Genomic DNA, 20,602 nt, shown 5'->3' with positions numbered 1-20,602 from the left:
CAAAATCTATAATCCAAAATTGATTATGCTGGTTGAGGCTGAACTAAATTTTCAATGCCTTGAACAACGTTAGCTGATTCAATTTTGTCACCAGCTTTGAGTTTATCTAAAATCTCTTTACCTTCTGTCAGATAGCCAAACACAGTATAGCGACCATCTAAAAGATTACGTCCTGCGGGAGTCAGTTCTGGTTCAAAGAGGAAAAAGAAAACTTGAGAAGAAGCACCGTTGGCATCACTTTCAGGACGTGCCATTGCTAATGCACCAAAGGAGGAAAAAGGCAATACTGGCATATCAAGATAACGTCCAGCATCTTCGAGAGTAATGCCATAGGTGGGTTCTTTTTCACCTTCTACTAAAATCTCTAAGGGAATAGCCCGATATTTACCTGTTTTGGGATCGATAAAACCGAGTTCTTTGCCCTCTGGATCTCCAGTTTGTAATACGTAAGATTCTTCAGAACGGGTAAATTCTAAACCGTTGTAAAAACCCTGTTGTACTAAATCGACAAAATTACCAGCAGTGACAGGGGCGCTATAACCATCTACGACTACGGTAAGATCGCCTTTGTTGGTTTTGAAGGCGATGGTGGCACGACCTTTAAGTTGTGGTAAATTGCTGTATTCAGCAGGGACTTCAAAGGGGAATTTCTTCACCATTGATTCTTCTAGCAAGGTAATGAGGCTGAGTAATTTGGCTCTGCCTTCAACAATAGGGTCTTTTTGTTTGTTTTTGACTACTTCTTGCAGTTCTGCTATGCCAGATTTTAACTCAGTAATCCAAGCTGAAGCTTGGGGCTGGCGTTCTTCGGGAACGCTTGCTAAGATTTGGGAGGGTTTATCGAGAATCCGTGATGCTTGGCTGAGGTCTCTGGAAACTGCACCCCAACGCTTATTGGCACGTAGTTGGTTAGAAATGTCTTCTAAACTAGCTTGCAGTTTTCTGACTGGTTGATTATCTATGGGGAGTGCATACCTTAACAAAGCTTTGCCGTCGGTAATTGCATTCCCAGATGGCAGGGCGGCGTAACTGGAAAAAGTCCACCCGACTGTACTTATGCCTAAAAGTATTGTTACCAGGAGTATTGCCCTTAGGCTGTGTTTCAGCCAGGACTTTAATAAGTTAAACATGGATTTGCTCAAATGCAGCATCAAATAAATTGTTGAGGAGGAAATCACCCATGAATAATCTTCCCATAGTAACAGTCCTGAGTCTTGAGTTTTTTATCAGTAGTCTTTTGATACTTAGGAGTTAACAAGGCAGGTAACAGTGAACAGTGAACAATAAACCGTGATAACTGGTCACTAGTAACTGATAACTGACTACCTTTGAAGGGTACAATAAATGCCGATTGTCTTGCAAAAATTGAAAGTTTCATGATCTCCAGTAATGATTTTCGACCCGGTGTTTCTATTGTCCTAGACGGGTCTGTATGGCGAGTCGTTGAATTTCTCCACGTTAAGCCTGGGAAGGGTTCTGCTTTTGTCAGAACTAAGCTGAAAAATGTCCAGAACGGGAGTGTGGTAGAAAGAACGTTCAGGGCTGGAGAAACAGTACCCCAAGCTACGTTGGAAAAGATCACGATGCAGCATACCTATAAAGAAGGTGAAGAATTTGTCTTTATGGATATGGAAACTTATGAAGAAGGTAGATTGAGTGCTGCACAAATTGGGGATCGCGTAAAGTACCTTAAGGAAGGTATGGAAGCCAACGTTATTCGTTGGGGTGAACAAGTTCTAGAAGTGGAACTACCTAATTCTGTAGTTCTGGAAGTTGTGCAAACTGATCCTGGTATTAAAGGTGATACTGCCACAGGTGGCACTAAACCCGCAATTGTGGAAACTGGTGCAACAATAATGGTTCCCTTGTTTATTACCCAAGGAGAACGTATAAAGATAGATACCAGGGAAGATAAATACTTGGGCAGGGAATAATTTTGATTTCTCCTGATACCAACTTGGAATAGTGATTAAGTAATGGGTAATAGGCAATTATTATTTCCAATTACAAATCCAAAATCGAAAATTGGTGACACCGATTTCAATCCCTTGTTTATATATATAGGGATTTTAATCCCTGCCACACTTAAGATTCTCATTTACGGTTAGGTCGAGGAAAAAAAACTGTGCCATTAGACTTTAATGAAATCCGCCAACTACTGGCAACTATTGCACAAACGGATATTGCCGAAGTAACCCTCAAAAGCGACGATTTTGAGTTAACAGTACGTAAAGGTGTCACTCCTGTATTGTCAGTGGGTCAAGCAACACTAGGCGGTGTGGTTGGTTCGGGATTGACATCGGTGACAACAGGAAACCAAATAGCATCCACACAGCTACCAGAAGCGGCCGCCAGCCGTGATAATTCTGTAGGTGGGGGGCAATCACCTTTGTCAGTGAATACGCCTTCAGCCAGATTTGTAGAGGTGCAATCTCCCATGGTAGGAACTTTTTACCGCGCACCTGCACCTGGTGAACCGCCATTTGTGGAAGTAGGTGATCGCGTCCGCAGTGGTCAATCAGTCTGTATCATTGAAGCAATGAAGCTGATGAATGAAATTGAAGCAGAAGTTTCTGGACAGGTAATGGAAATTTTGGTGCAAAATGGCGAACCTATCGAATATGGTCAACCTTTGATGCGAATTAACCCTGATTAACTATTAATCTATCTATGACATAAGTCATTGTTAAAACTCTGATTACTTACATGCGGGTTAATCCTGATGAGAGAAACGTTGTCTATACCACCAGAAATAGTGCAACAAGTAGTCTAAAACTTCAGCCTGCCAAGTAAATCTAAAAATTAGTCAGTTGTCAGTTGCAAAGAAAACTAATAACCCACTGACCACTGACCACTGACTAAAGAGGATAATTTTTGTTAAAGGTTTCACGAGTGAGTGGTTGTTGTAATTCCACTCCTTCACCACCTAAAACATCTAACTGCTTACCATTAACCTCAATGTAAACCTTGGCGTTAGGATTGAGTGTTGTAGCCGTGTAAACAACCTGACCTATACGACCAAGCATTGAAGTGCTACCACCACCACTAGTAAAATCTTCTGATAAATTGACGTGAACATCGTTATTTTCCACCTTTAGTCCCAGTAGTTGAGTTCCTTTGGGAATAGTTGTGGAATCTGAACCTTCAGTTGGCCCTGCTAACAAAGTTTTGAAAGCAGCTTCTAAAGCTTGGTTAGGTTGTGCAGCAGCAATTTTAACAGGCTGAGGAACTAACTCCAGGCTTTTTTCTGTTGGTCTCAGCCAATATATATTGGCGCTTTGTTCATTACCTGGCTTGGTAGTTAATGGCTTTTGAGGCTGTTTAATGCTTTGAGAAGGGTTTCCTGGTGTAGAGGTATTAGGAGTTTGGGAAGTCAACCAAGCTACCCCACCACTTACCGCTACAACCGCAGCTGAGACGGCTGCTATTACACCTGAAGAAACATTACGGTTAGTTCTTTGTTGGTCATTCATATATAAAACCTACTTGACAAAGGGCTGAAATACTGTTTACAAGAGCAGCAGCCTGGTTAAAGACGATAGGGATGCGTGGGGAGTTTCTTGAAATTGGTAGATGCCTGAGTATATGAAAATAATGCTGATTTTAATTTAACCTGTCTCATACCATTGGGGATGTGAGATTGATTAGGAATCCTATTGATTAGGCTATTTCAGCAATTTGTAATTTGGCACCCACAGTAACTTTATCTCATCCTTAATTTTAGGTTGACAGTTCTTGTCCGTCACCTGAAACTTTATGTAAATATAATCATTTCCTGAAATACGGACTTCAAGAGGATGCACGGAAGTATATTTAATACCATACTTCCTGATTGTTGGTTAAGTTCAATATCGCTAGGAAGTATCTAAATACTCACTCATTTTCCACTAATTGATAAAATCTCAAAATTTCAGCATCATAGCTCCAAATCTCAGCTACATTTAAAGCCGAATAAACATTAAATTTCTTCACAGGACTGCTAGTAATATAAATTTCAATTGCTAAATCTGGTGCAGGGTCTATTTTTAAATCTAAATTCGTGTTTACCTCTAATTTTGGGCTCATTTTGGATATAATAACAAATATCTGGTTCTATTGCTTTTGTCACTCGTTGACGTTTTAATGTTCTAGAACCAGCACTTCCAATTTTAATTTTAATTCTTCAGCTAAAGCAAATATTAATCTATCAAATTGAATTTTCGGGTTTTCGTGTTCAAACAGTGGAGTCATACTTTCTAGAGTACCACAGTCATAAGCAAGGCGAGAACCCCTATACTCACCTGTATCTCTCAAAAAAGCTTCAAAGGTTTCCGAGCTAACCTTATATAAAACTGTTCTTTGTTCAGCAGGAATTGACTGGAAAAGCATATACAATACCTATTATGTCATACCAATTCTCTATGAGGCTGCACAGAATAAAGCTTGGTGAAACAGAGCTTCAAGGATGAAATCATAACTGGTCAAAGAGGAGATGACCTCAGAAGATAATTGAGCTAATTCATTTTGAACTCGTTGACGCAATTGGTCGAGATGTGAGAGACTTTCACCTTTGAACTGACGTTTAATAAACTGCCATAATCGCTCCATGGGGTTAAGTTGAGGAGAGTGAGATGGTTGAAAAATGGGAATAATATTTTCAGGGCAAGACAGTGCCAAAGCTTGGTGTGCAGAAGCTTGATCCATCTGCATCAATGCCATATCAGAACCTAATTCTTGAGATAGGACATCCAAGAATTTCTGAAAATTCTCACTGTTTAGATGAGGATATTCCTGACAAAAATGCCATCCAGAGGTGGGTTCAACAACTCCATAAAGCCAAAATGCTTTTCGTGGCCACTGCACCCTCACTACAGGTTTAACACCACGAGCCGTAATCACTCACTCCTCCAGTTTCGGTCTTCAAACCTAATCTGGTTTCGTCCTGGCACAGGTAACTCAGTCGTTTTCCCCCACCCAATAGTTTCTCTAAAGCTACCAAGGCAAGGGGGATGTTTTCTTAAAAAGGTTTATAGCTTGCTCATCTTGTGATGAGCTGATGGGTCGAGGTACTTTCAATTTTGCCCCTAGTTTGTAGGACACTAAACTGTAAACTGTCTTGTATTTGACTTGGACGTGCCATTCTTGCTCTAGCCATTCCACAATTTGCCTATAACTACTAAACCCTTGGGGGGATTCTAACTTTGATATTAGTTGTGATAGCATTTCACCTTGTATTAAAGGAGTTACCCCAGGCGCAGTTTTTACCTCTCAAAGAGAAGATAGTCCTCCTTTTCCATACCTTTGTAATCATCCTGTGATTGTTGACCCATCTCTGCCCAATCTTCGGCTCACTTCTTGATGCTGGGTTACTTGTTCTGTTTTTATCCACCACAGCATTTGTAAACGTTCTTTGTCTAATGCTGTCCGCGCATTTTTCAGGCTTTTTGACAAATACTCAGCACTTTCTTGAACTTCTAGATTGAAAGGGCGTGCCATTACTTCCTCATGAGTCTTTATCTTCCATGTTCTTTATTCTACAGTTCTATCTACACTCATTTAGACTTGGTATCACGATAATAGATAAAACCCTAGATTTTTACCTATATTATTAATATAATATTCACTCAAGTCAATTTCTACCACTTGATTAATAAGTTTTAAAAATTTCCAGTTACTACCTGTCGTGACAGTTCCGTAAATTGTTGGAATATTATTACCCTCACGTTCATTAGATATTCTTGCAGCTATCATTTCCGCTACACATTGTCCTAAACCTGCATCAATATTTTCTCCTTTAACCTCTACAATTATGTAAGGATTCAGTTGTAAGGTAGAGGGATTAAAGAAGGTGTATGGAAAGCAGAACAACGTGAACCATGGCTTTGATAGGTTGGTCAAAAAACTCAATTAGAGAAAGTGCTTGACGGTGACAAGTTTGTATAACCGTCAATAAATTGGCAGGATGTTGGAATAACTCCAGAGAAAAAGAACCACCACAGACTTTTCGTTGTGTCAGTGCTAAACCTAACCTTGGTTCAGCTAAATTATGATCAAGGTCTATTGCCTAAGGAAGGTAAAAGTTTACCAGGTTCCCCTGGGGCTTTATCAATGAATGAATGGAAGATTCAAGTTTTGGTTGAAACTAGTAGTCTGCCAAGGCAATTTTGCTAGGTTAAATGCTCGGATATAAACGCTGCATTTTTTTACGTGCATCCTTGGTTTTAAAACCCCAATAAACACTGGGTTTTTGTTGATTACGCTGTGACTCCCAAGTAGCAATTTCAGAAGATAATATTTCTACATTAGGAATACGTCGTTCTAAGCATTGGCGAGATAACACTGATAATTCAATTTCTACTTGATTCAACCAAGAAGTGTGTTTAGGAGTATAGTGAAACTCTAATTATTGAATAATGCGGCGTGCTTCTTGTGGAGAAAAAACTTCATATAAAACACTTGGAGTATGAATATTTAGGTTATCAACAAGTAAAGGTATCACATCAGCTTGGGGGTAATAAACATCTACTAAATCTTTTAATTGTTTAGCAAAATCAGCTTTTGTCCGACTTTGTGTAACTTCAATATGCCTCCACCCGGCTATTGGTTCAAAAAAGCCAAATAAATTTACAACACCATTGCGTTTATACTCACAATCATAACCTTCAGGCTGATGTGGTTCTGGTGGCAAAGGAAGTCTTACTTCTTCTACTAATTGATATGGGCGTTCATCTAGGCAGAGTGTAGGTTTTTTCGGATCATATGGCTCATTGTACAAATCCAAAACATCTTCCATTCTGAACACATACTCTGGGTTAACTTCGGGAATACACTACTGTTCTTTTAACCACGGTTTAATTTCATTTTTTTTAGAGTTTGGCGTATTATTTCGTCTGAAATGGAATCTATGATACCAACCTTCACTAAATGCTCCGCTAATAATTGCATTGTCCAACGCACTCTTCCTTCTGGCGGATTAGAACAAGCAGTCGCAATCAAAAATGCTTCTTGTTTTTCATCTAATTTTTTGGGTTTTGATGGATTTTCCCCATCCTTTAAAGCAAAGTCTAATCCAGCAATCACAAACTTTTCTCTTGTCCTTTCCACCTTGGCAACATGAACTCGAACTGCGGCAGCGCCGTGTCCGTTTCTCCCTCAGATGCCATTCAAAGAATGTTTGCACGGGTTATACTTCTTGCTTTGTGCTTTCCTTTTTTGAGGATTGCTTGCAGTTGTAAAACTTCCTCTTCGCTTAAATCTACAACATACTTTTTTGCCATGGTCAACCCCTTTTTTGACTAGTGTATCAATTAGAGGGGCTTACCCAGCAAAATTGCCTTGGTGGACTACTAGGATGGGCAAGTCAAGAATTCATGAAGGTTTTGGGTTTGTTGGAATAAAGGGTAGTTTTTAAAACCTTCATCTATGAGGTCCATGAATTTTGTGCCAATTTCTTGGTGATTGAAGCCAGGAATCTTGATTAGTGTCTTGAAGTGACGGGGTAGGGTAGATGTGCCTGACATTTCTGTTGAGCTGTAACCGGATAACCGTTATAGGCAGTAAAGTCATCAGAACTGATTACACCAGAGTAACTTGAACCCAGAATAGATTCTAATTCGCCAGGACAAGGAGTATCAGACCCATGAAATCAAGGGAAGTCACTATTGGCAAAAATCCATAACCATTGTTTCACCCCTTTGACTACCCAGAGTGTTTCATCCCCAAGGATATGAGGCTGGGTTTGTTTTATCCACTGTTTGAGGCTATGAATACTTTGAGCCACTGAACCATCTATTCCTTCATTGGTAGCTACTAATATTCCCACTCCAATTTCTATTTGACCCAGTTCACACAACACTTGTTGTTGTGTGATTCCTATATCTTGTCCCGGTACTATATCTGGTGACTAGTGTGCCCTTTGTGTTTCCCAACACACACTGGAAATCTACGTATATCTTTCATATTCTACTATTTGGATTGGCCTGTCCACCAACTCCCCTACTTGTTGTGTTTGGATTTTTATTGGTTCGCCAAACAATTCCCCCTGACCTCACCATCCACACACTTGCCGTCCCACTATCTCAAATCTATACACTTGCCGTCCCACTATCTCAAATCTATTCTATCTACTCCACCAAACACCTTTCTCCTTTTTCCCTATGCCCTGGTTGTCCTCCTGGTTTCCGTTTTGGTGTCTGGTTCTCTTCTGGTTTCTCTTGTTGTTTGTTCTCGGTTTTTTTCAGGATGTCTCCCAAGGGTGGTTTCGATCATGTTATGGTCTCTAAATCTCTACTGACTTTGAGTTTCTCTATTTCTTTTTCCAGTTCTACTACTCTATTTTGTTAGCTTCTCTATACTTTTCCCCTGGTCAATAATGATTTCTACCAGTTGCTGTGTTCCCAACTGCTTCAATATCTCTCTGTCTAGTTTTGGTGGCAGCTTCTTTTCCATAACTGCTATATTCTGCCTCTCCTATCACACTTGTCAATACCCGACCACCTGAATCCTTCCACAATTGTTATAACTGGAGCATTAACAATTAAGAATTCCGGAGAACGACTAATAAAATGACACTTACCACTTAATCCTTGTGATAGTTCTACTAATATTCTTTTTGCGTCTCTGCGTCTCTGCATGAGAAATCAAAAAGGTGGGAATTACCCACTCAATATTCACACAATATTTACTCACCGAATACACTAGCAAAAAAGTCCAGCGTCTCCTTCAAAGCCTTGATGAAAACATCAATTTCCTGACTAGTATTGTAAAAAGATAAACTCGCTCGTGCTGTTCCCGCTAAACCTAAATAACGGTGTAATGGTTGTGTACAATGATGTCCAGAACGTATGGCTACACCTTCTTGATCTAACAATGTTGCTAAATCATTGGCATGGACACCTTCTGCTGTAAATGCTGCTAATGCGGATCTACCTTCCCCTTGAGCATTAGGTTTTGGTCCATAGATTCTAATTTGGGGTATTTGTTCTAATTGCTCGAACAAATAAGCTGTTAATTCGGCTTCATAAGCATGGATTTTATCCATACCTATTCCTATATGAGTAAGATAATCTATGGCTGCACCCAGTGCGATTGCTTCCCCAATAGCAGGTGTACCAGCTTCGAATTTATGGGGTAAATCTGCATAGGTAGAATGGTCTAAATATACCTCAGCAATCATTTCACCACCACCGAAAAATGGTGGCATTGCTTCTAATAATTCCAACTTACCATACAAAAAGCCGATACCAGTTGGAGCGCACATTTTATGGCCAGAAGCTACCAACCAATCACAGTTAATTTCTTGGACATCAATAGGCATATGAGGGACACTTTGGCAAGCATCCATTAAGAATTTCGCATCGTATCTGTGAGCAATTTCAGCTATCTCTTTAACTGGATTGATACAACCCAAAGTGTTAGAAATATGAACCACTGACACCAGTTTTGTTTTTTCAGAAATCAGTTTTTTAAACTGTTCCAAATCGAAAGTTTCTTCTGGTGTCAATTCAACAAATTTTAAGACTGCGCCTGTTTTTTGGGCAACAAATTGCCAAGGAACAATATTACTATGGTGTTCCATCACTGAGAGAATAATTTCATCTCCCGGTTGTAAATTTTTCATTCCCCAACTGTAAGCTACTAGGTTAATAGCCTCACTAGCGTTCCGCGTATAAACAATGTCTTGACGTGATTTCGCATTAATAAAATTAGCAACTTTATCCCGTGCTGCTTCATAAGCATCAGTGGCTTTTGCACTCAAAAAATGTGCGCCACGGTGGACATTAGAATTATATTGTTCGTAATAATCGCGCCAAGCATTTAATACAGCTAAAGGCTTTTGGGAAGTAGCTGCATTATCAAGATAAACCAAAGGCTTACCGTGAACTTCCTGATGTAAAATGGGGAAGTCTTTGCGAACCTTATCACCTAGTGTTTTGGTAGAAGTGAATGTCATTTTTAACAAGAAGTGTAGGAATTTAGGAGTATGGCTATTACCAAGCTTTGCTATCAGAATGATTTTTAGAATTTAGTAGTTGAAGAATTTTTAAATATGCTTCTTTCTTTCACTCCTAAATTCTGCATTTTTCATTACTTATGTGTGAGACTTACTACTGTCTTCAATAGCTTCTCTCGCAAAGGACTAACAGGTATAAAGTTAATAATTTCCGAAGCGAAAGCATTAACTAATAACTTACGTGCATTATTTCGATCAATACCACGACTTTGCAGATAGAAAATTTCATCATCCTCCAACTGACTGACAGTAGCACCATGAGAGCATTTAACATTATCAGCAGTGATTTCCAGTTGGGGTTTGGTATCAACTCGCGCTTTGGATGATAACAATAAATTGCGGTTTAGCTGGTATGCATCAGTTAACTGTGCGTGTTTGGGGACGAAAATCTTGCCATTAAATACACCATGAGCGCGATCACCTATAATGCACTTATGTAAATGTTTACTCACACCATGAGGATGATTTAAAAATAGCACACTGTGAGTATCAGCTAACTGTTTCTCAGCAATAACTGTTAAACCATTCAGCGTTGTTTCTGTTTGCTCACCAGTTTGCAAAATCTCCAAATTGTGACGTGATATTTTTCCACCGACAGTCACAGCATTACAACTATAACGACTATATTGTGCCTGAGTCACAGCAGTTTTACCAATATGGAAAGCCGCTTCACCTTGCATCACAACTCTAGTATGGCTCACCTGAGCATTTTCATTTACCCAGATTTCCGTAACACTATTAGCAAAGTAAACCTCATCCTCTGCCTTCTCTGCGCCTCTGCGGTTCGTATATTCTTCAATTAAACTCACCTGAGAGTTACTTTCAGCTACCACTAAACAACGAGGCTGAGAAATAATGGCAGACTCACCAGCAACAGAAATAAATAACAGATAAATGGGATTTTGAACCACCACATTTTTACCAACCCATACCACTGCAACATCATTTAAACCAGCAGTATTCAGAGTAGTAAAAACGTCCCTTGTACCCTCAGACTGAGCTAAATATTCCTGTGCAACTGCATCAGGTAAAATATCCAAATTACCAATTTTTAGCCCAGGAGGCAAATTAGTAATTGCAGATAAATTAGGGGCAAAAATACCATTTACAAATACTAAGCAATGAGAAACTTCAGAGAAAATCTCAACATCTAAAGCTGTTTCCTGAAACTTCTCTAAAGTCTTAATATCTACACTATTAAATTCAACCTCTTTTAAAAGAGATAAATCAGTAAAACGCCATTCTTCATTGCGGGTGTTGGGAATAACAGAATGACGTACCCATTTAACAGCACTGTCACGCAGTTGTTGTAACCAACCAGTTGTTGCAGATGTAGTTACCTGATTTAATAACCCATTTAAAAAAGCATCTCTATTTAACAAAGAATCAGAAATAGAACTGGGAGAAACTTGAATAGTCATGACTATACACCTACCCCTAAAGCTTCTTCCAAAACCCAATTATAACCACGAGATTCCAACTCAAGCGCCAACTCCTTACCACCACTTCTAATAATTTGTCCCTGCGCCATCACATGCACAAAATCAGGAACAATATAATCAAGCAGACGCTGATAGTGAGTAATCATAATTGTGGCATTTTCAGGACTGGTTAATTGATTAACCCCATTAGCCACAATCTTCAAGGCGTCGATATCCAAACCCGAATCTGTTTCATCTAAAATTGCCAGTCTCGGTTCTAAAATTCCCATTTGCAGAATTTCATTCCGCTTTTTCTCACCACCAGAGAAACCCTCATTCAGACTGCGGTTAAGAAAAGCAGGATTCATTTTTACAATATCCAACTTTTCCTCAACCAAATCATCAAAATCGAAAGCGTCAACTTCTTCTAAACCTTGAGCTTTTCTTCGAGAATTATAAGCAACCCGTAAAAAATCTAAATTGCTCACACCAGGAATTTCCAAAGGATATTGAAAAGCTAAAAATACACCACTTCTAGCTCTTTCAGTAGCTTCCATTTCCAAAAGATTTTGACCTTGAAAAATAACCTCACCACCAGTCACACTATAAGCTGGATGTCCCGCTAATACCTTAGAAAAGGTACTCTTACCAGAACCATTTGGTCCCATAATTGCGTGAATTTCACCAGCACGAACATCCAGATTTAAACCCTTCAAAATTGGAGTTCCATCAACATCAGCCGTCAAACCCTTAACCGACAAAATCAAATCACTCTTCTCAATAATCATGTTCTCTCTCTTCTCTTTCTTCTTACTTCGCGTCTACCTGCCTTCGCGGTTCATTCAAAAAAACCTTAAAGCAAAAAGATCAACCTAACCCACACTACCTTCCAACTTCAGACTCAACAACTTATTAGCCTCAACAGCAAACTCCATAGGAAGCTGATTAAAAACATCCTTACAGAAACCGCTAATCATCATAGAAATAGCATCTTCCGAAGAAATACCCCGTTGAGCAAAGAAAAATAATTGATCTTCCCCTATTTTGGAAGTAGAAGCTTCATGCTCAACCTTTCCATTATTATTCTGAACTTGAATATAAGGAAAAGTATTAGCTTGAGCATTATCACCAATTAACATCGAGTCACATTGAGAATAATTTCTTGCGCCTTTTGCAGTGGGATTAATTTTCACTAACCCCCGGTAACTATTACTAGATTTACCAGCAGAAATCCCTTTAGAAATAATTGTACTGCGAGTGTTTTTACCGATGTGAATCATTTTTGTGCCTGTGTCAGCTTGCTGCATATTATTTGTCAGCGCCACAGAATAAAATTCACCCACAGAATTATCACCAACTAAAACACAACTAGGATACTTCCAAGTAATAGCTGAACCTGTTTCTACTTGTGTCCAAGAAATTTTAGAATTTACACCTTGACACAAACCACGCTTAGTCACAAAGTTGTAAATTCCACCTTTACCATTAGCATCACCGGCGTACCAGTTCTGCACGGTAGAATATTTAATTTCGGCATTATCCAAAGCAACCAATTCTACAACCGCAGCGTGTAATTGGTTGCTGTCGTACATTGGGGCTGTACAACCTTCTAAATAAGAAACATAACTACCTTCTTCGGCGATAATTAAAGTCCTTTCAAATTGTCCTGTATCACCGGAGTTAATACGAAAATATGTAGATAATTCCATTGGACATTTTACGCCTTTAGGAATGTAGACGAAAGAACCATCGCTGAACACAGCAGCGTTTAAAGCCGCAAAATAATTATCAGCAATAGGAACAACGCTACCCAAATATTTTTTAATCAGTTCTGGATGTTCTTGAAGTGCTTCAGAAATAGAACAGAAAATTACGCCATCTTTGGCAAGATTCTCTTTAAATGTAGTGGCAACAGAAACACTATCAAAAATCGCATCAACAGCTACATTGCTTAATCGCTTTTGTTCATTTAAAGGAATACCTAATTTCTCGAAGGTTTCCAATAAAGTGGGATCAACTTCATCTAAGCTGTTGAGTTTGGCTTTTTTTTGTTTCGGCGCAGAATAATAAATAATATCCTGATAATTAATTGGCGGATAAGTGACATGAGGCCAACTTGGTTCTATCATTTTCAGCCATTGGTGGTAGGCTCGGAGACGATACTCCAACATGAATTCCGGTTCGTTCTTTTTTGCGGAAATCAGGCGAATAACGTCTTCATTTAGTCCCCGTGGGATAGTGTCGGCTTCAATATCAGTGACAAAGCCGTACTTGTAAGGTTGGTTGACTAAGGTTTTGACAGATGCGCTCATCGGTTCTCTCGTATTCTCTTTAAAGGATGGGCGACGGGGTGCTTAACGCTGATTCCCGTTTTGTGTTACCAATCGCTAACAGGACTGCTAGAATAGGTTTAACGACTAAAACAACTCGGCTGTTGTTTAATCTATAATTTCATTGTACGTTAGATTAACAACAACAATGTTGTTTAAGTCAAATTTTCAGAAATTTTTTTTGGGACTAAAATGGCGACTACCCAGCAGTCCTCAACGAAGCAGGATATTCTAGAGTATCTTTTAAAAGAAGTACAAGCCACCTCCCTGGAGCTTGCAGAAGTCTTAGAAGTCAGTCCCCAAGCTATTCGCCGTCATTTAAAGGATTTGGAGACTGATAATTTAGTTGTATATTTTGTCCCTGAACAAGTGGGTATGGGTCGTCCCCAGCATCTTTATCAGCTGAGTCAAAGGGGACGGGAACAATTACAAAGAAATGTAAACCGCTTGAGTGATGGTTATGGCGACTTTGCTGTTTCCCTGTTGGATACATTAGCGGCCACTGTGGGACGGGAACAAGTCAAGACTATCTTACAAAAACAATGGGAACGTAAGGCGCAAGAATATCGGGAAAGAGTAGGTACTGGTTCTTTACAGGAACGGGTAGCAAATTTGGTAGAATTGCGAAAAGCGGAAGGGTTTATGGCGGAGTTTTACCCCGTAGAGTCTGATTCTGCTCACAGTGAAAGATTTATTTTTATGGAACATACCTGCGCTATTTCTAATGTTGCTGAGTCTTTTCCCAGCATTTGCGGTCATGAGTTAGAAATGTTTGCTGCAATTTTACCAGATTGTACTGTAAAGCGTACTCACTGGTTGATTGATGGTGAACATCGTTGTGGTTATTTGGTACAAAGAAGTTCAGGAGTTACAGGAGTTACAGAAGTTGAGAATTAAGAAAGTAGCAATTTTACACGAATCTAGCAAATTTTGAATTTTGAATTTTTATGGATATTTCCCCTAATCAATCATCAACTCAATTTTTAACTCTAGACGAATCCTCTCAAGTTGATGCCGCTTTGTTATCTTCTCCTGAAAAGTTTTTAACTAGATTGACAATTTCTTCTTTGAGAATTTTACAACACATTGCCAAGGAATATGACGTACGGATTGAGGAGTTAACAACAAAGCAGATTATTAATTGGTTTGAAATTGATGCGGAAATTAGGAGAGAGAAAGGAGTTGAGGAAGCGTTTTTGAAGTGGTAGTAAATAATTTGTAATTCTTAGACTTCTAGCTTTTTGATTGCACAGCCTTGAAACAAACTGGATAACTACTAAGATTAACGACGGCAGATTAATTCTCTTAATCTGTCTATTGCTTACTCTTCTGTTCGGTGCAGCACAGTTTCAGAATCATTAACCTGCTCTTGGCGAAAAGTTACAGCAATATTATATATATTCATCGAAATTGACTCCTCTGTTTTTAATTATTTGATGTAATTCAGGCTCGCCCATGAGTATACGCAAAAAATCTCTTAGTACAAGCTTTGTATCCCATCCTCTATCCGCCCATACTTCATCAGCTTCTTCTTTCCCAAAGGTATTCACAAATTGCTGATAAAATTCATAATCGCTAATGTATTGGTCATGAGCAAGGGCAGCCTGAGAATATATATTTTATATCATCTTTCATTGCATCCAGTAAATCTTCAAGGTCATTCTGGATTAATCTTTTATCATCTGGTTTGGAAGTATATACAAATTTTAGTAGGTTATGCAATACTACAAAAGTATGTGTTAGCTTTTCCAAAAAATCAAGAAATTTCCTCTTAGATACTTTTATCTCTTCCGCTTGCCTGATGTTATCCTAATTAATAATTGCAACCCAAATGTTCTCTTCTTGAGAATGTTTAATTATTCCATCTACTTCTAAATGTTCGCTATAAAAAGTCATTATTTTACCATCTTGTAACTCCATATTTTGATTTACTAGATCATCCATTGTGCCAATAGGATTTAAACGAAGATGACCCTCTTCATCACCATTATTAAACTCTGCGAAAACTATCAATTTATTATTGAAAAGTTTTTGTTGATTATTATCAACCTGCGATTCTAATCTACTAGTGTAGACATTAATAATCTCCATAATGATGGTTACTTTGGTTTAGGAATTGTAGGTGTTAGAAGATTGCTGATTTGCTCACGGGTTAAGCCAGTTAACATTCCATGATAACCCATACCAGAAGTTCTGACTACATCACCACCTGCTTTGCGAACTTCTCCTACTGTTGTATCACCTATTTGCCCATTCCTATTTGCCCATTACGGATTACTGCTGCTAACTCCTCTATTGATAATCCTACTCCACATTGCACTGAAATTCCTCTTATCCCACTTCACTTGGGTGAAGACCTATTCCACCTGGATATATTCAGGACGGTTGAGTCCTCCTCGAACTACTAAGGCTTCGTCTAGGATTTTCTCCACAGCTTTTAATTTGATGAATTATTTACGTAATACTTACTTTACCAGTCATCTTCAGTTGAAACTTTCCTCTGTATTAGAGTATTAGCTGGCAATACAAACGTTTTTAATAAGCACGTTACACTGTTGTTAATTCACTTTACAGAAACTAATAATATATATGCCCCAAAGACGAGGTTTTCTCAATCAAAGCTTCGCTATATTTGGATTAGTAGGATTATGGCTGATTAGTAGTTGTAGTCTTACTGGTAATCGCAGTGAATCTAAACAGGAGGTGAAAACCATGAAATTAACGAGTAGTGCCTTTATAAATAATGGCTTAATTCCTGCCAAATATACCTGTGATGGTGCTGATATTTCCCCACCCTTAAGTTGGGATGAAATTCCATCGGAAACGCAAAGTTTAGCATTAATTGTTGATGATCCAGATGCACTAGCAAGGAATTTTGTACATTGGGTAATTTATGATATTACCCCCACAGTTAATCAACTACCAGAAAAAATAATTGGTAGTAAAACTATTCCTAGTGGTGGTGTACAGGGTAAAAATGATTTTGGCAAGTTGGGTTATGGTGGTCTTTGTCCCCCTAGTGGAATCCATCGCTATTTTTTCCAACTTTATGCTTTAGATCAAAAATTGAGTTTAGGAACTGGTGCTAGTAAAAGCCAAATGATAAGCGCAATGGAAGGCCATATTTTGGAAAAAGCAGAATTAATTGGCCGCTACCAACGCCAGCGTTAAATCATAAACATTGCTTGCAAAATAAAAAAAACCCTCCATAGTTTCTAGATAAATTAGAACCTATAAAGGGATAATTTGAAGTCATTAATGCCTCTTTTGGGGAGAGGGTATTTAGCAGAGAAATTAGATAAATAGGTAGGCTGCAGTTGGGTGACGAAGTAGTTAGATAATTCTTTATCTAGTATTACCTCTCATTATTGAAGATATAATGTATTTCCCTCACACCTCATCTATCTGGAGGAATACTCTGAATATACCTTTGGGAATATTGACTTTATTGATTCAATAGAATAAAAGCACAAACCTTTTATATAGAATTAATCTTGATCAATCTCCGGAACCAAATACAGGAAACGTCTATAGCACCGCAGCCATAAAGAGTACAACCTAAAAATTTACTTGCGATGAAAGATTGAAAACAGCATAGGTAACCTATTGCTCCACTGCTGACGCTCAGATTTATTCAATACTAATAATCAAGCTATAACCAAGTAGATTAGTGCAGTCAAACCAATTTCTGTAGCTAATCCTAACCAGTTCCAAGGAGTGTGGCTTTTAGCAATCCACCAAACTGCTAAACCGTAAGGAAGTCCAATTGTTAAAGGTTGAGCCACTGCTAAAGAAAGCTGTTTCAACGATGTACCAAACACTTATCGCATTAATAGGGGCAACTGCCATAAACTGACGGTTGTAAATGCAATAAAAGTACCTAACAGCGGACCAATAATACCAAGAAAGTGAGTGCAGATCAGGCAGGATAAAAACTTAATTACAGATGCAAGCGTTGCAGGTCGAACTAATTTAGGTTGCTTGCCAGTGCCACTAAAACACCATCCCCAAAGCGATAAAAGCCCTTGTAAGAATCCATTACAGGCTGCTATTAGGGTGAGTCCATCACCACCACAACGATCTTCTCCTACCCACAATGTAATAAGATGATGGTTAGAAGATGCGATCACAACCATAAAAGTTACTCCCATCAGTGCTAGCAACCACGTCAATTCAATCAAACGAGCATTGAATCTTTCTGTTTCTCCTTGAGCATAGAGATCAGCAAGAGCCGCCCAAGTTACATTACCAATTCCTTGTATTTGTGTCTGTGCTAATGCCGCTAAACGTTGGGTGACAAAAAACGGTACAACTGTGGCGGGACTGAGGCTATAGGAGATGATCATATTATCAGTGAATAAGCCTAATTGGCTTGAAAGCCTGAGAGTAAATGTTGACCAGTTGAGTTGCCACAGTTGTTTTTAAATCGGAATCTGGGCTTTATGATCTTTAATTGCTGAAAAAACATGTTGATAACGACGCAACCCATCCCAACATATCAAAGCCTGAAACCCAATATTGCCAGCAAGTACAGCTAAGAATTGTCCAGTAATAGCAAATCCCTTCCATGCCAGCAACAGTGCTAACCCGGTGATTAATAAGCTTTGAAACATGATAAAAACGTTGGCAAAATAGCTGCGTTGGCTGGCATGTGCCAAAAGTCGAAAAGGGGTTAATGGCAACAACAAATAGCCATAAATCCTACCCAGTAACCTTTTTGTAGTTCACCAATTAAAATTCCTTGAACTGGTACAAGATGAGTCATGAACAAACCCAACCCTAATCCTGCCAATACCATTACAATCAATATATTTTCAGGTAGGGTTTAATTCCGGTTACCAGTGTGAGGAGGATTTGCTGATGTTCTCCAATTCCCACTGCTTTTGCTAACAGTGCCAATAATGAACCACTAATACCCAATTCTAAAAGATTGAGATAATTGCCCCAATCAGTAGCAGCGAGAAATGCGCCATAGCGTTCATCACCTAGCCAATACAGCAGCAATGGTGTACCGAATATACTTATGCTCAGTGTCACTAATTGTAACATAAGTTCAGTACTAAAGTTAACTACTGAGCGTCCAGTTCGTTGTATTTTATTTGTATTCAATCCATTGGACTTGTGTGGTAGTTATAGAGTTTTTTTCTTCATAGCAGATTGCAGATCAATGAGGTACAGAATATAAATTAAAACCTAGACAGCAAGATAGTTTTACTCCTGACTTCTGAGTCCTGCTGTATCTTTATTAAGTAAGAGACGATTTATGAGCTATTACAAGTATATTATCGGCATAATCAAGACCCAAAATATGAGTAATCATATATTTACCTAGTAATTCTAAACCTCGCTTGATCAAGGGTTTATGTTCTGCGTCAAAAACCACTCTATATCCTTCTACTTGTAAATCCATAGAAGTTAAGTAAGCCCATAAATCAGGTAACTTATAACAATGCAAATGGGTCATATCTGAAATTAATGGACTTCTGACACACCTGCGATTAGCGGGACGTAAACAAAAATAAAGCCCAAATGTAGCCTAAACTGGCTTGATAAGAAGGAAAAACGTCCGGATTCCAGTTGAACCAATCAATAAATAGAAAAGATATGGCTATTCTCAACGCTTCTAAAGCTTCAGTAAAAGTATTCAAAGGTTTCTTAGCCCACCTTGGTCTTAGTCCTCCAGTCCACTGATGGCAAAGAATAAAAGTGTAGGCACAGCAAACCAAAATAAAATGTTGCAGTCAACTGCTATTATCTCCAACTTGATATTCTTTGAGTCCTAACCATCCCTTGGCTTCCCTGTAAACAACTTCTACCCAATTCCTTTGAGAATATGTATTAACTATGCATTGGGGTGTGACAATTGATGAAGAAACATTGGTCATAAAGTAGTCCATATCAGTGGCTTGAGAGAAAGTAGAAGCCTTGATGACGATAGCAATATTGCCCTTTCCAGTTAAGGCCGATATTTCTACTTCTTTAGTTACTACCCATAATGTTTTGGGTTTATCTAACTACAGTTGAATGTCTGTAAAAGCCTCTTGGGGTAAACTTTGTGCTAATTCATCTAACCTAATTATTTGTGGACTATCCTCTTGGTCACTGGCAAGGATTTTGGGATTTTTAGCTAATCCTCCTCAATACTTTCAATTCCGATTCTCTTTCTTTAATAAGAAAGATGTATTATGGCCATATCCAGGATCTATAATTACTATTCCTGGTTGATTACCACGGCTTAAGGTCAGATCTATTAATTTAATTCCTAACTCAGGTTTATTCTCAAATAGAGGGTCTTGTTTCCCTTTGGGTAAAGAATCACCGTGGTGATATAACTCTATATGTAATGGTAAGCTTTTACTGGCATCATAATAGATGTATGTGTTGTTACTACTACATGTGTTGTTACTACTACTATTCCATTATCCCTTTTCCCAATTTCTCCAATATATTTTCTTCCTACTCCATCCCTAAGATTCCCCCTTTTTCTATGGCCATAATCACCGATTATTAAGCTAAATCCTCTGGTGATTCTCCTCTGACTATACTTGTTCATAATCTCTAACCGACGGTCATTGACTTGGGAACTCTACCAAGGTGCTTGTGCTTCAGTTAAAACGTGGTGTCATCGCTGGTACGTCATCACCCCTAGGGCATTCTCTGCCATTTGAAATAGGTTTTTTCTCTCACTTTCACCCAATCATACCCCTAAATCATGTCTAAACTCTCTTCTTTCCCCTTGATGAGTAAATACATCATCCATCCTTTGACACCATCTTTCAAACCATGCTGCCATTGCTGCGCCAGTGGTTTCTTTCATCAGCTTCTTTTAAGGTGAAAGCTATACCGAAACTGCACTATAC

The 20,602-nt window shown here is 38.7% G+C and carries 24 protein-coding genes and 4 pseudogenes; 5 read left to right on the top strand and 23 right to left on the bottom strand.

The window, feature by feature from the left end; all coding sequences use genetic code 11:
• Window positions 1-23: 23 nt before the first annotated feature.
• Together AAZO_RS03910 and AAZO_RS03905 are read right to left on the bottom strand one after the other, a co-directional pair.
• Complete coding sequence (locus AAZO_RS03910; protein WP_013190252.1) at window positions 24-1,130, bottom strand: peptidylprolyl isomerase; 1,107 nt, start codon at window positions 1,128-1,130, stop codon at window positions 24-26.
• Between the two features lie 44 nt (window positions 1,131-1,174).
• Window positions 1,175-1,378, bottom strand: a complete 204-nt coding sequence (locus AAZO_RS03905; protein WP_041639439.1) for a hypothetical protein — start codon at window positions 1,376-1,378, stop codon at window positions 1,175-1,177.
• Here AAZO_RS03905 and efp point away from each other — a divergent pair.
• Both efp and accB read left to right on the top strand, forming a co-directional pair.
• Window positions 1,377-1,934 (top strand): elongation factor P, encoded by a 558-nt coding sequence (gene efp, locus AAZO_RS03900; RefSeq protein WP_013190251.1) that lies wholly within the window; start codon window positions 1,377-1,379, stop codon window positions 1,932-1,934. The genes AAZO_RS03905 and efp overlap by 2 nt on opposite strands.
• Window positions 1,935-2,125: 191 nt before the next feature.
• Window positions 2,126-2,656 carry an acetyl-CoA carboxylase biotin carboxyl carrier protein gene (gene accB, locus AAZO_RS03895; protein ID WP_013190250.1) on the top strand — a complete coding sequence of 177 codons (531 nt, stop codon included), beginning with the start codon at window positions 2,126-2,128 and terminating at the stop codon, window positions 2,654-2,656.
• Window positions 2,657-2,858: 202 nt separating this feature from the next.
• Here accB and AAZO_RS03890 read toward each other — a convergent pair whose 3' ends face one another.
• From AAZO_RS03890 to sufB, 14 genes and pseudogenes are all read right to left on the bottom strand, one after another.
• On the bottom strand, window positions 2,859-3,473 hold the full coding sequence (locus AAZO_RS03890) for a GerMN domain-containing protein (RefSeq protein ID WP_013190249.1): 615 nt from the start codon (window positions 3,471-3,473) through the stop codon (window positions 2,859-2,861).
• A 403-nt stretch (window positions 3,474-3,876) separates the two neighbouring features.
• A pseudogene (locus tag AAZO_RS03885) lies at window positions 3,877-4,368 on the bottom strand (Uma2 family endonuclease); the annotation flags it as partial.
• Window positions 4,369-4,398: 30 nt separating this feature from the next.
• Window positions 4,399-4,878: a transposase gene (locus AAZO_RS03880; protein WP_041639436.1), complete on the bottom strand. Its 480-nt coding sequence runs from the start codon at window positions 4,876-4,878 to the stop codon at window positions 4,399-4,401.
• A gap of 93 nt (window positions 4,879-4,971) precedes the next feature.
• Complete coding sequence (locus AAZO_RS43315) at window positions 4,972-5,202, bottom strand: winged helix-turn-helix domain-containing protein (RefSeq protein WP_049790944.1); 231 nt, start codon at window positions 5,200-5,202, stop codon at window positions 4,972-4,974.
• Window positions 5,203-5,286: 84 nt separating this feature from the next.
• Entirely contained in the window at window positions 5,287-5,475 is a 189-nt protein-coding gene (locus tag AAZO_RS33260) for a hypothetical protein (RefSeq protein WP_144031233.1), read from the bottom strand.
• A 72-nt stretch (window positions 5,476-5,547) separates the two neighbouring features.
• Window positions 5,548-5,730: a hypothetical protein gene (locus AAZO_RS03870; protein ID WP_338027025.1), complete on the bottom strand. Its 183-nt coding sequence runs from the start codon at window positions 5,728-5,730 to the stop codon at window positions 5,548-5,550.
• 88 nt (window positions 5,731-5,818) lie between these two features.
• Window positions 5,819-6,031, bottom strand: a pseudogene (locus AAZO_RS36730) (hypothetical protein); the annotation flags it as partial.
• A gap of 120 nt (window positions 6,032-6,151) precedes the next feature.
• Window positions 6,152-7,256 (bottom strand): annotated as a pseudogene (locus tag AAZO_RS33255) (IS630 family transposase).
• A 368-nt stretch (window positions 7,257-7,624) separates the two neighbouring features.
• On the bottom strand, window positions 7,625-7,834 hold the full coding sequence (locus AAZO_RS03855; protein ID WP_041639433.1) for a hypothetical protein: 210 nt from the start codon (window positions 7,832-7,834) through the stop codon (window positions 7,625-7,627).
• Window positions 7,835-8,102: 268 nt separating this feature from the next.
• Window positions 8,103-8,231: a hypothetical protein gene (locus AAZO_RS40895; RefSeq protein ID WP_266888090.1), complete on the bottom strand. Its 129-nt coding sequence runs from the start codon at window positions 8,229-8,231 to the stop codon at window positions 8,103-8,105.
• A 428-nt stretch (window positions 8,232-8,659) separates the two neighbouring features.
• A complete protein-coding gene (locus tag AAZO_RS03850) occupies window positions 8,660-9,931 on the bottom strand; it encodes a cysteine desulfurase (protein WP_013190245.1) in 1,272 nt (423 codons plus the stop codon).
• 134 nt (window positions 9,932-10,065) lie between these two features.
• On the bottom strand, window positions 10,066-11,412 hold the full coding sequence (gene sufD / locus AAZO_RS03845; RefSeq protein WP_013190244.1) for a Fe-S cluster assembly protein SufD: 1,347 nt from the start codon (window positions 11,410-11,412) through the stop codon (window positions 10,066-10,068).
• Between the two features lie 2 nt (window positions 11,413-11,414).
• On the bottom strand, window positions 11,415-12,200 hold the full coding sequence (sufC, locus tag AAZO_RS03840) for a Fe-S cluster assembly ATPase SufC (protein WP_013190243.1): 786 nt from the start codon (window positions 12,198-12,200) through the stop codon (window positions 11,415-11,417).
• An 84-nt stretch (window positions 12,201-12,284) separates the two neighbouring features.
• Window positions 12,285-13,724 carry a Fe-S cluster assembly protein SufB gene (sufB, locus tag AAZO_RS03835; RefSeq protein ID WP_013190242.1) on the bottom strand — a complete coding sequence of 480 codons (1,440 nt, stop codon included), beginning with the start codon at window positions 13,722-13,724 and terminating at the stop codon, window positions 12,285-12,287.
• Window positions 13,725-13,934: 210 nt separating this feature from the next.
• Here sufB and sufR point away from each other — a divergent pair, with 210 nt between their 5' ends.
• On the top strand, window positions 13,935-14,639 hold the full coding sequence (gene sufR, locus AAZO_RS03830) for an iron-sulfur cluster biosynthesis transcriptional regulator SufR (protein ID WP_013190241.1): 705 nt from the start codon (window positions 13,935-13,937) through the stop codon (window positions 14,637-14,639).
• A gap of 50 nt (window positions 14,640-14,689) precedes the next feature.
• Window positions 14,690-14,950: a hypothetical protein gene (locus tag AAZO_RS03825; RefSeq protein WP_013190240.1), complete on the top strand. Its 261-nt coding sequence runs from the start codon at window positions 14,690-14,692 to the stop codon at window positions 14,948-14,950.
• 601 nt (window positions 14,951-15,551) lie between these two features.
• Here AAZO_RS03825 and AAZO_RS03820 read toward each other — a convergent pair.
• Complete coding sequence (locus AAZO_RS03820; protein ID WP_013190238.1) at window positions 15,552-15,833, bottom strand: hypothetical protein; 282 nt, start codon at window positions 15,831-15,833, stop codon at window positions 15,552-15,554.
• A 498-nt stretch (window positions 15,834-16,331) separates the two neighbouring features.
• Here AAZO_RS03820 and AAZO_RS03815 point away from each other — a divergent pair, with 498 nt between their 5' ends.
• A complete protein-coding gene (locus AAZO_RS03815) occupies window positions 16,332-16,913 on the top strand; it encodes a YbhB/YbcL family Raf kinase inhibitor-like protein (RefSeq protein ID WP_013190237.1) in 582 nt (193 codons plus the stop codon).
• Between the two features lie 476 nt (window positions 16,914-17,389).
• Here AAZO_RS03815 and AAZO_RS36725 read toward each other — a convergent pair whose 3' ends face one another.
• The 6 genes and pseudogenes from AAZO_RS36725 to AAZO_RS03800 form a co-directional block, all read right to left on the bottom strand.
• On the bottom strand, window positions 17,390-17,563 hold the full coding sequence (locus AAZO_RS36725; protein WP_228371491.1) for a hypothetical protein: 174 nt from the start codon (window positions 17,561-17,563) through the stop codon (window positions 17,390-17,392).
• Window positions 17,564-18,088, bottom strand: coding sequence for a lipopolysaccharide biosynthesis protein (locus tag AAZO_RS36720; RefSeq protein ID WP_228371490.1), 525 nt, complete (start codon window positions 18,086-18,088; stop codon window positions 17,564-17,566).
• Between the two features lie 75 nt (window positions 18,089-18,163).
• The gene (locus tag AAZO_RS36715; RefSeq protein ID WP_228371489.1) at window positions 18,164-18,400 is read right to left on the bottom strand and encodes a hypothetical protein; all 237 of its coding nucleotides are present in this window, start codon (window positions 18,398-18,400) and stop codon (window positions 18,164-18,166) included.
• Between the two features lie 145 nt (window positions 18,401-18,545).
• Window positions 18,546-18,791, bottom strand: a complete 246-nt coding sequence (locus AAZO_RS36710; RefSeq protein ID WP_013190234.1) for a hypothetical protein — start codon at window positions 18,789-18,791, stop codon at window positions 18,546-18,548.
• A gap of 196 nt (window positions 18,792-18,987) precedes the next feature.
• Entirely contained in the window at window positions 18,988-19,206 is a 219-nt protein-coding gene (locus AAZO_RS03805; RefSeq protein ID WP_013190233.1) for a hypothetical protein, read from the bottom strand.
• A gap of 34 nt (window positions 19,207-19,240) precedes the next feature.
• A pseudogene (locus AAZO_RS03800) lies at window positions 19,241-20,559 on the bottom strand (IS701 family transposase).
• Window positions 20,560-20,602: the final 43 nt, after the last annotated feature.

The sequence above is a fragment of the 'Nostoc azollae' 0708 genome (assembly GCF_000196515.1).
Taxonomy (GTDB): Bacteria; Cyanobacteriota; Cyanobacteriia; order Cyanobacteriales; family Nostocaceae; genus Trichormus_B; species Trichormus_B azollae.
This window is presented reverse-complemented; position numbering and strand designations above follow the sequence as displayed.

Excerpts from the sequence above, each read along its gene's own strand:
- AAZO_RS03805 (WP_013190233.1), bottom strand. The coding sequence starts at position 19,206 with ATGACCCATTTGCATTGTTATAAGTTACCTGATTTATGGGCTTACTTA.
- efp (WP_013190251.1), top strand. The coding sequence starts at position 1,377 with ATGATCTCCAGTAATGATTTTCGACCCGGTGTTTCTATTGTCCTAGAC.
- AAZO_RS33260 (WP_144031233.1), bottom strand. The coding sequence starts at position 5,475 with ATGGCACGCCCTTTCAATCTAGAAGTTCAAGAAAGTGCTGAGTATTTG.
- AAZO_RS43315 (WP_049790944.1), bottom strand. The coding sequence starts at position 5,202 with ATGCTATCACAACTAATATCAAAGTTAGAATCCCCCCAAGGGTTTAGT.
- AAZO_RS03870 (WP_338027025.1), bottom strand. The coding sequence starts at position 5,730 with ATGATAGCTGCAAGAATATCTAATGAACGTGAGGGTAATAATATTCCA.
- AAZO_RS03820 (WP_013190238.1), bottom strand. The coding sequence starts at position 15,833 with ATGGAGATTATTAATGTCTACACTAGTAGATTAGAATCGCAGGTTGAT.
- AAZO_RS03890 (WP_013190249.1), bottom strand. The coding sequence starts at position 3,473 with ATGAATGACCAACAAAGAACTAACCGTAATGTTTCTTCAGGTGTAATA.
- AAZO_RS03850 (WP_013190245.1), bottom strand. The coding sequence starts at position 9,931 with ATGACATTCACTTCTACCAAAACACTAGGTGATAAGGTTCGCAAAGAC.
- AAZO_RS03825 (WP_013190240.1), top strand. The coding sequence starts at position 14,690 with ATGGATATTTCCCCTAATCAATCATCAACTCAATTTTTAACTCTAGAC.
- sufB (WP_013190242.1), bottom strand. The coding sequence starts at position 13,724 with ATGAGCGCATCTGTCAAAACCTTAGTCAACCAACCTTACAAGTACGGC.
- AAZO_RS36710 (WP_013190234.1), bottom strand. The coding sequence starts at position 18,791 with ATGTTACAATTAGTGACACTGAGCATAAGTATATTCGGTACACCATTG.
- sufD (WP_013190244.1), bottom strand. The coding sequence starts at position 11,412 with ATGACTATTCAAGTTTCTCCCAGTTCTATTTCTGATTCTTTGTTAAAT.
- sufC (WP_013190243.1), bottom strand. The coding sequence starts at position 12,200 with ATGATTATTGAGAAGAGTGATTTGATTTTGTCGGTTAAGGGTTTGACG.
- AAZO_RS03905 (WP_041639439.1), bottom strand. The coding sequence starts at position 1,378 with ATGAAACTTTCAATTTTTGCAAGACAATCGGCATTTATTGTACCCTTC.
- AAZO_RS03910 (WP_013190252.1), bottom strand. The coding sequence starts at position 1,130 with ATGTTTAACTTATTAAAGTCCTGGCTGAAACACAGCCTAAGGGCAATA.
- AAZO_RS03815 (WP_013190237.1), top strand. The coding sequence starts at position 16,332 with ATGCCCCAAAGACGAGGTTTTCTCAATCAAAGCTTCGCTATATTTGGA.
- sufR (WP_013190241.1), top strand. The coding sequence starts at position 13,935 with ATGGCGACTACCCAGCAGTCCTCAACGAAGCAGGATATTCTAGAGTAT.
- AAZO_RS36720 (WP_228371490.1), bottom strand. The coding sequence starts at position 18,088 with ATGATCATCTCCTATAGCCTCAGTCCCGCCACAGTTGTACCGTTTTTT.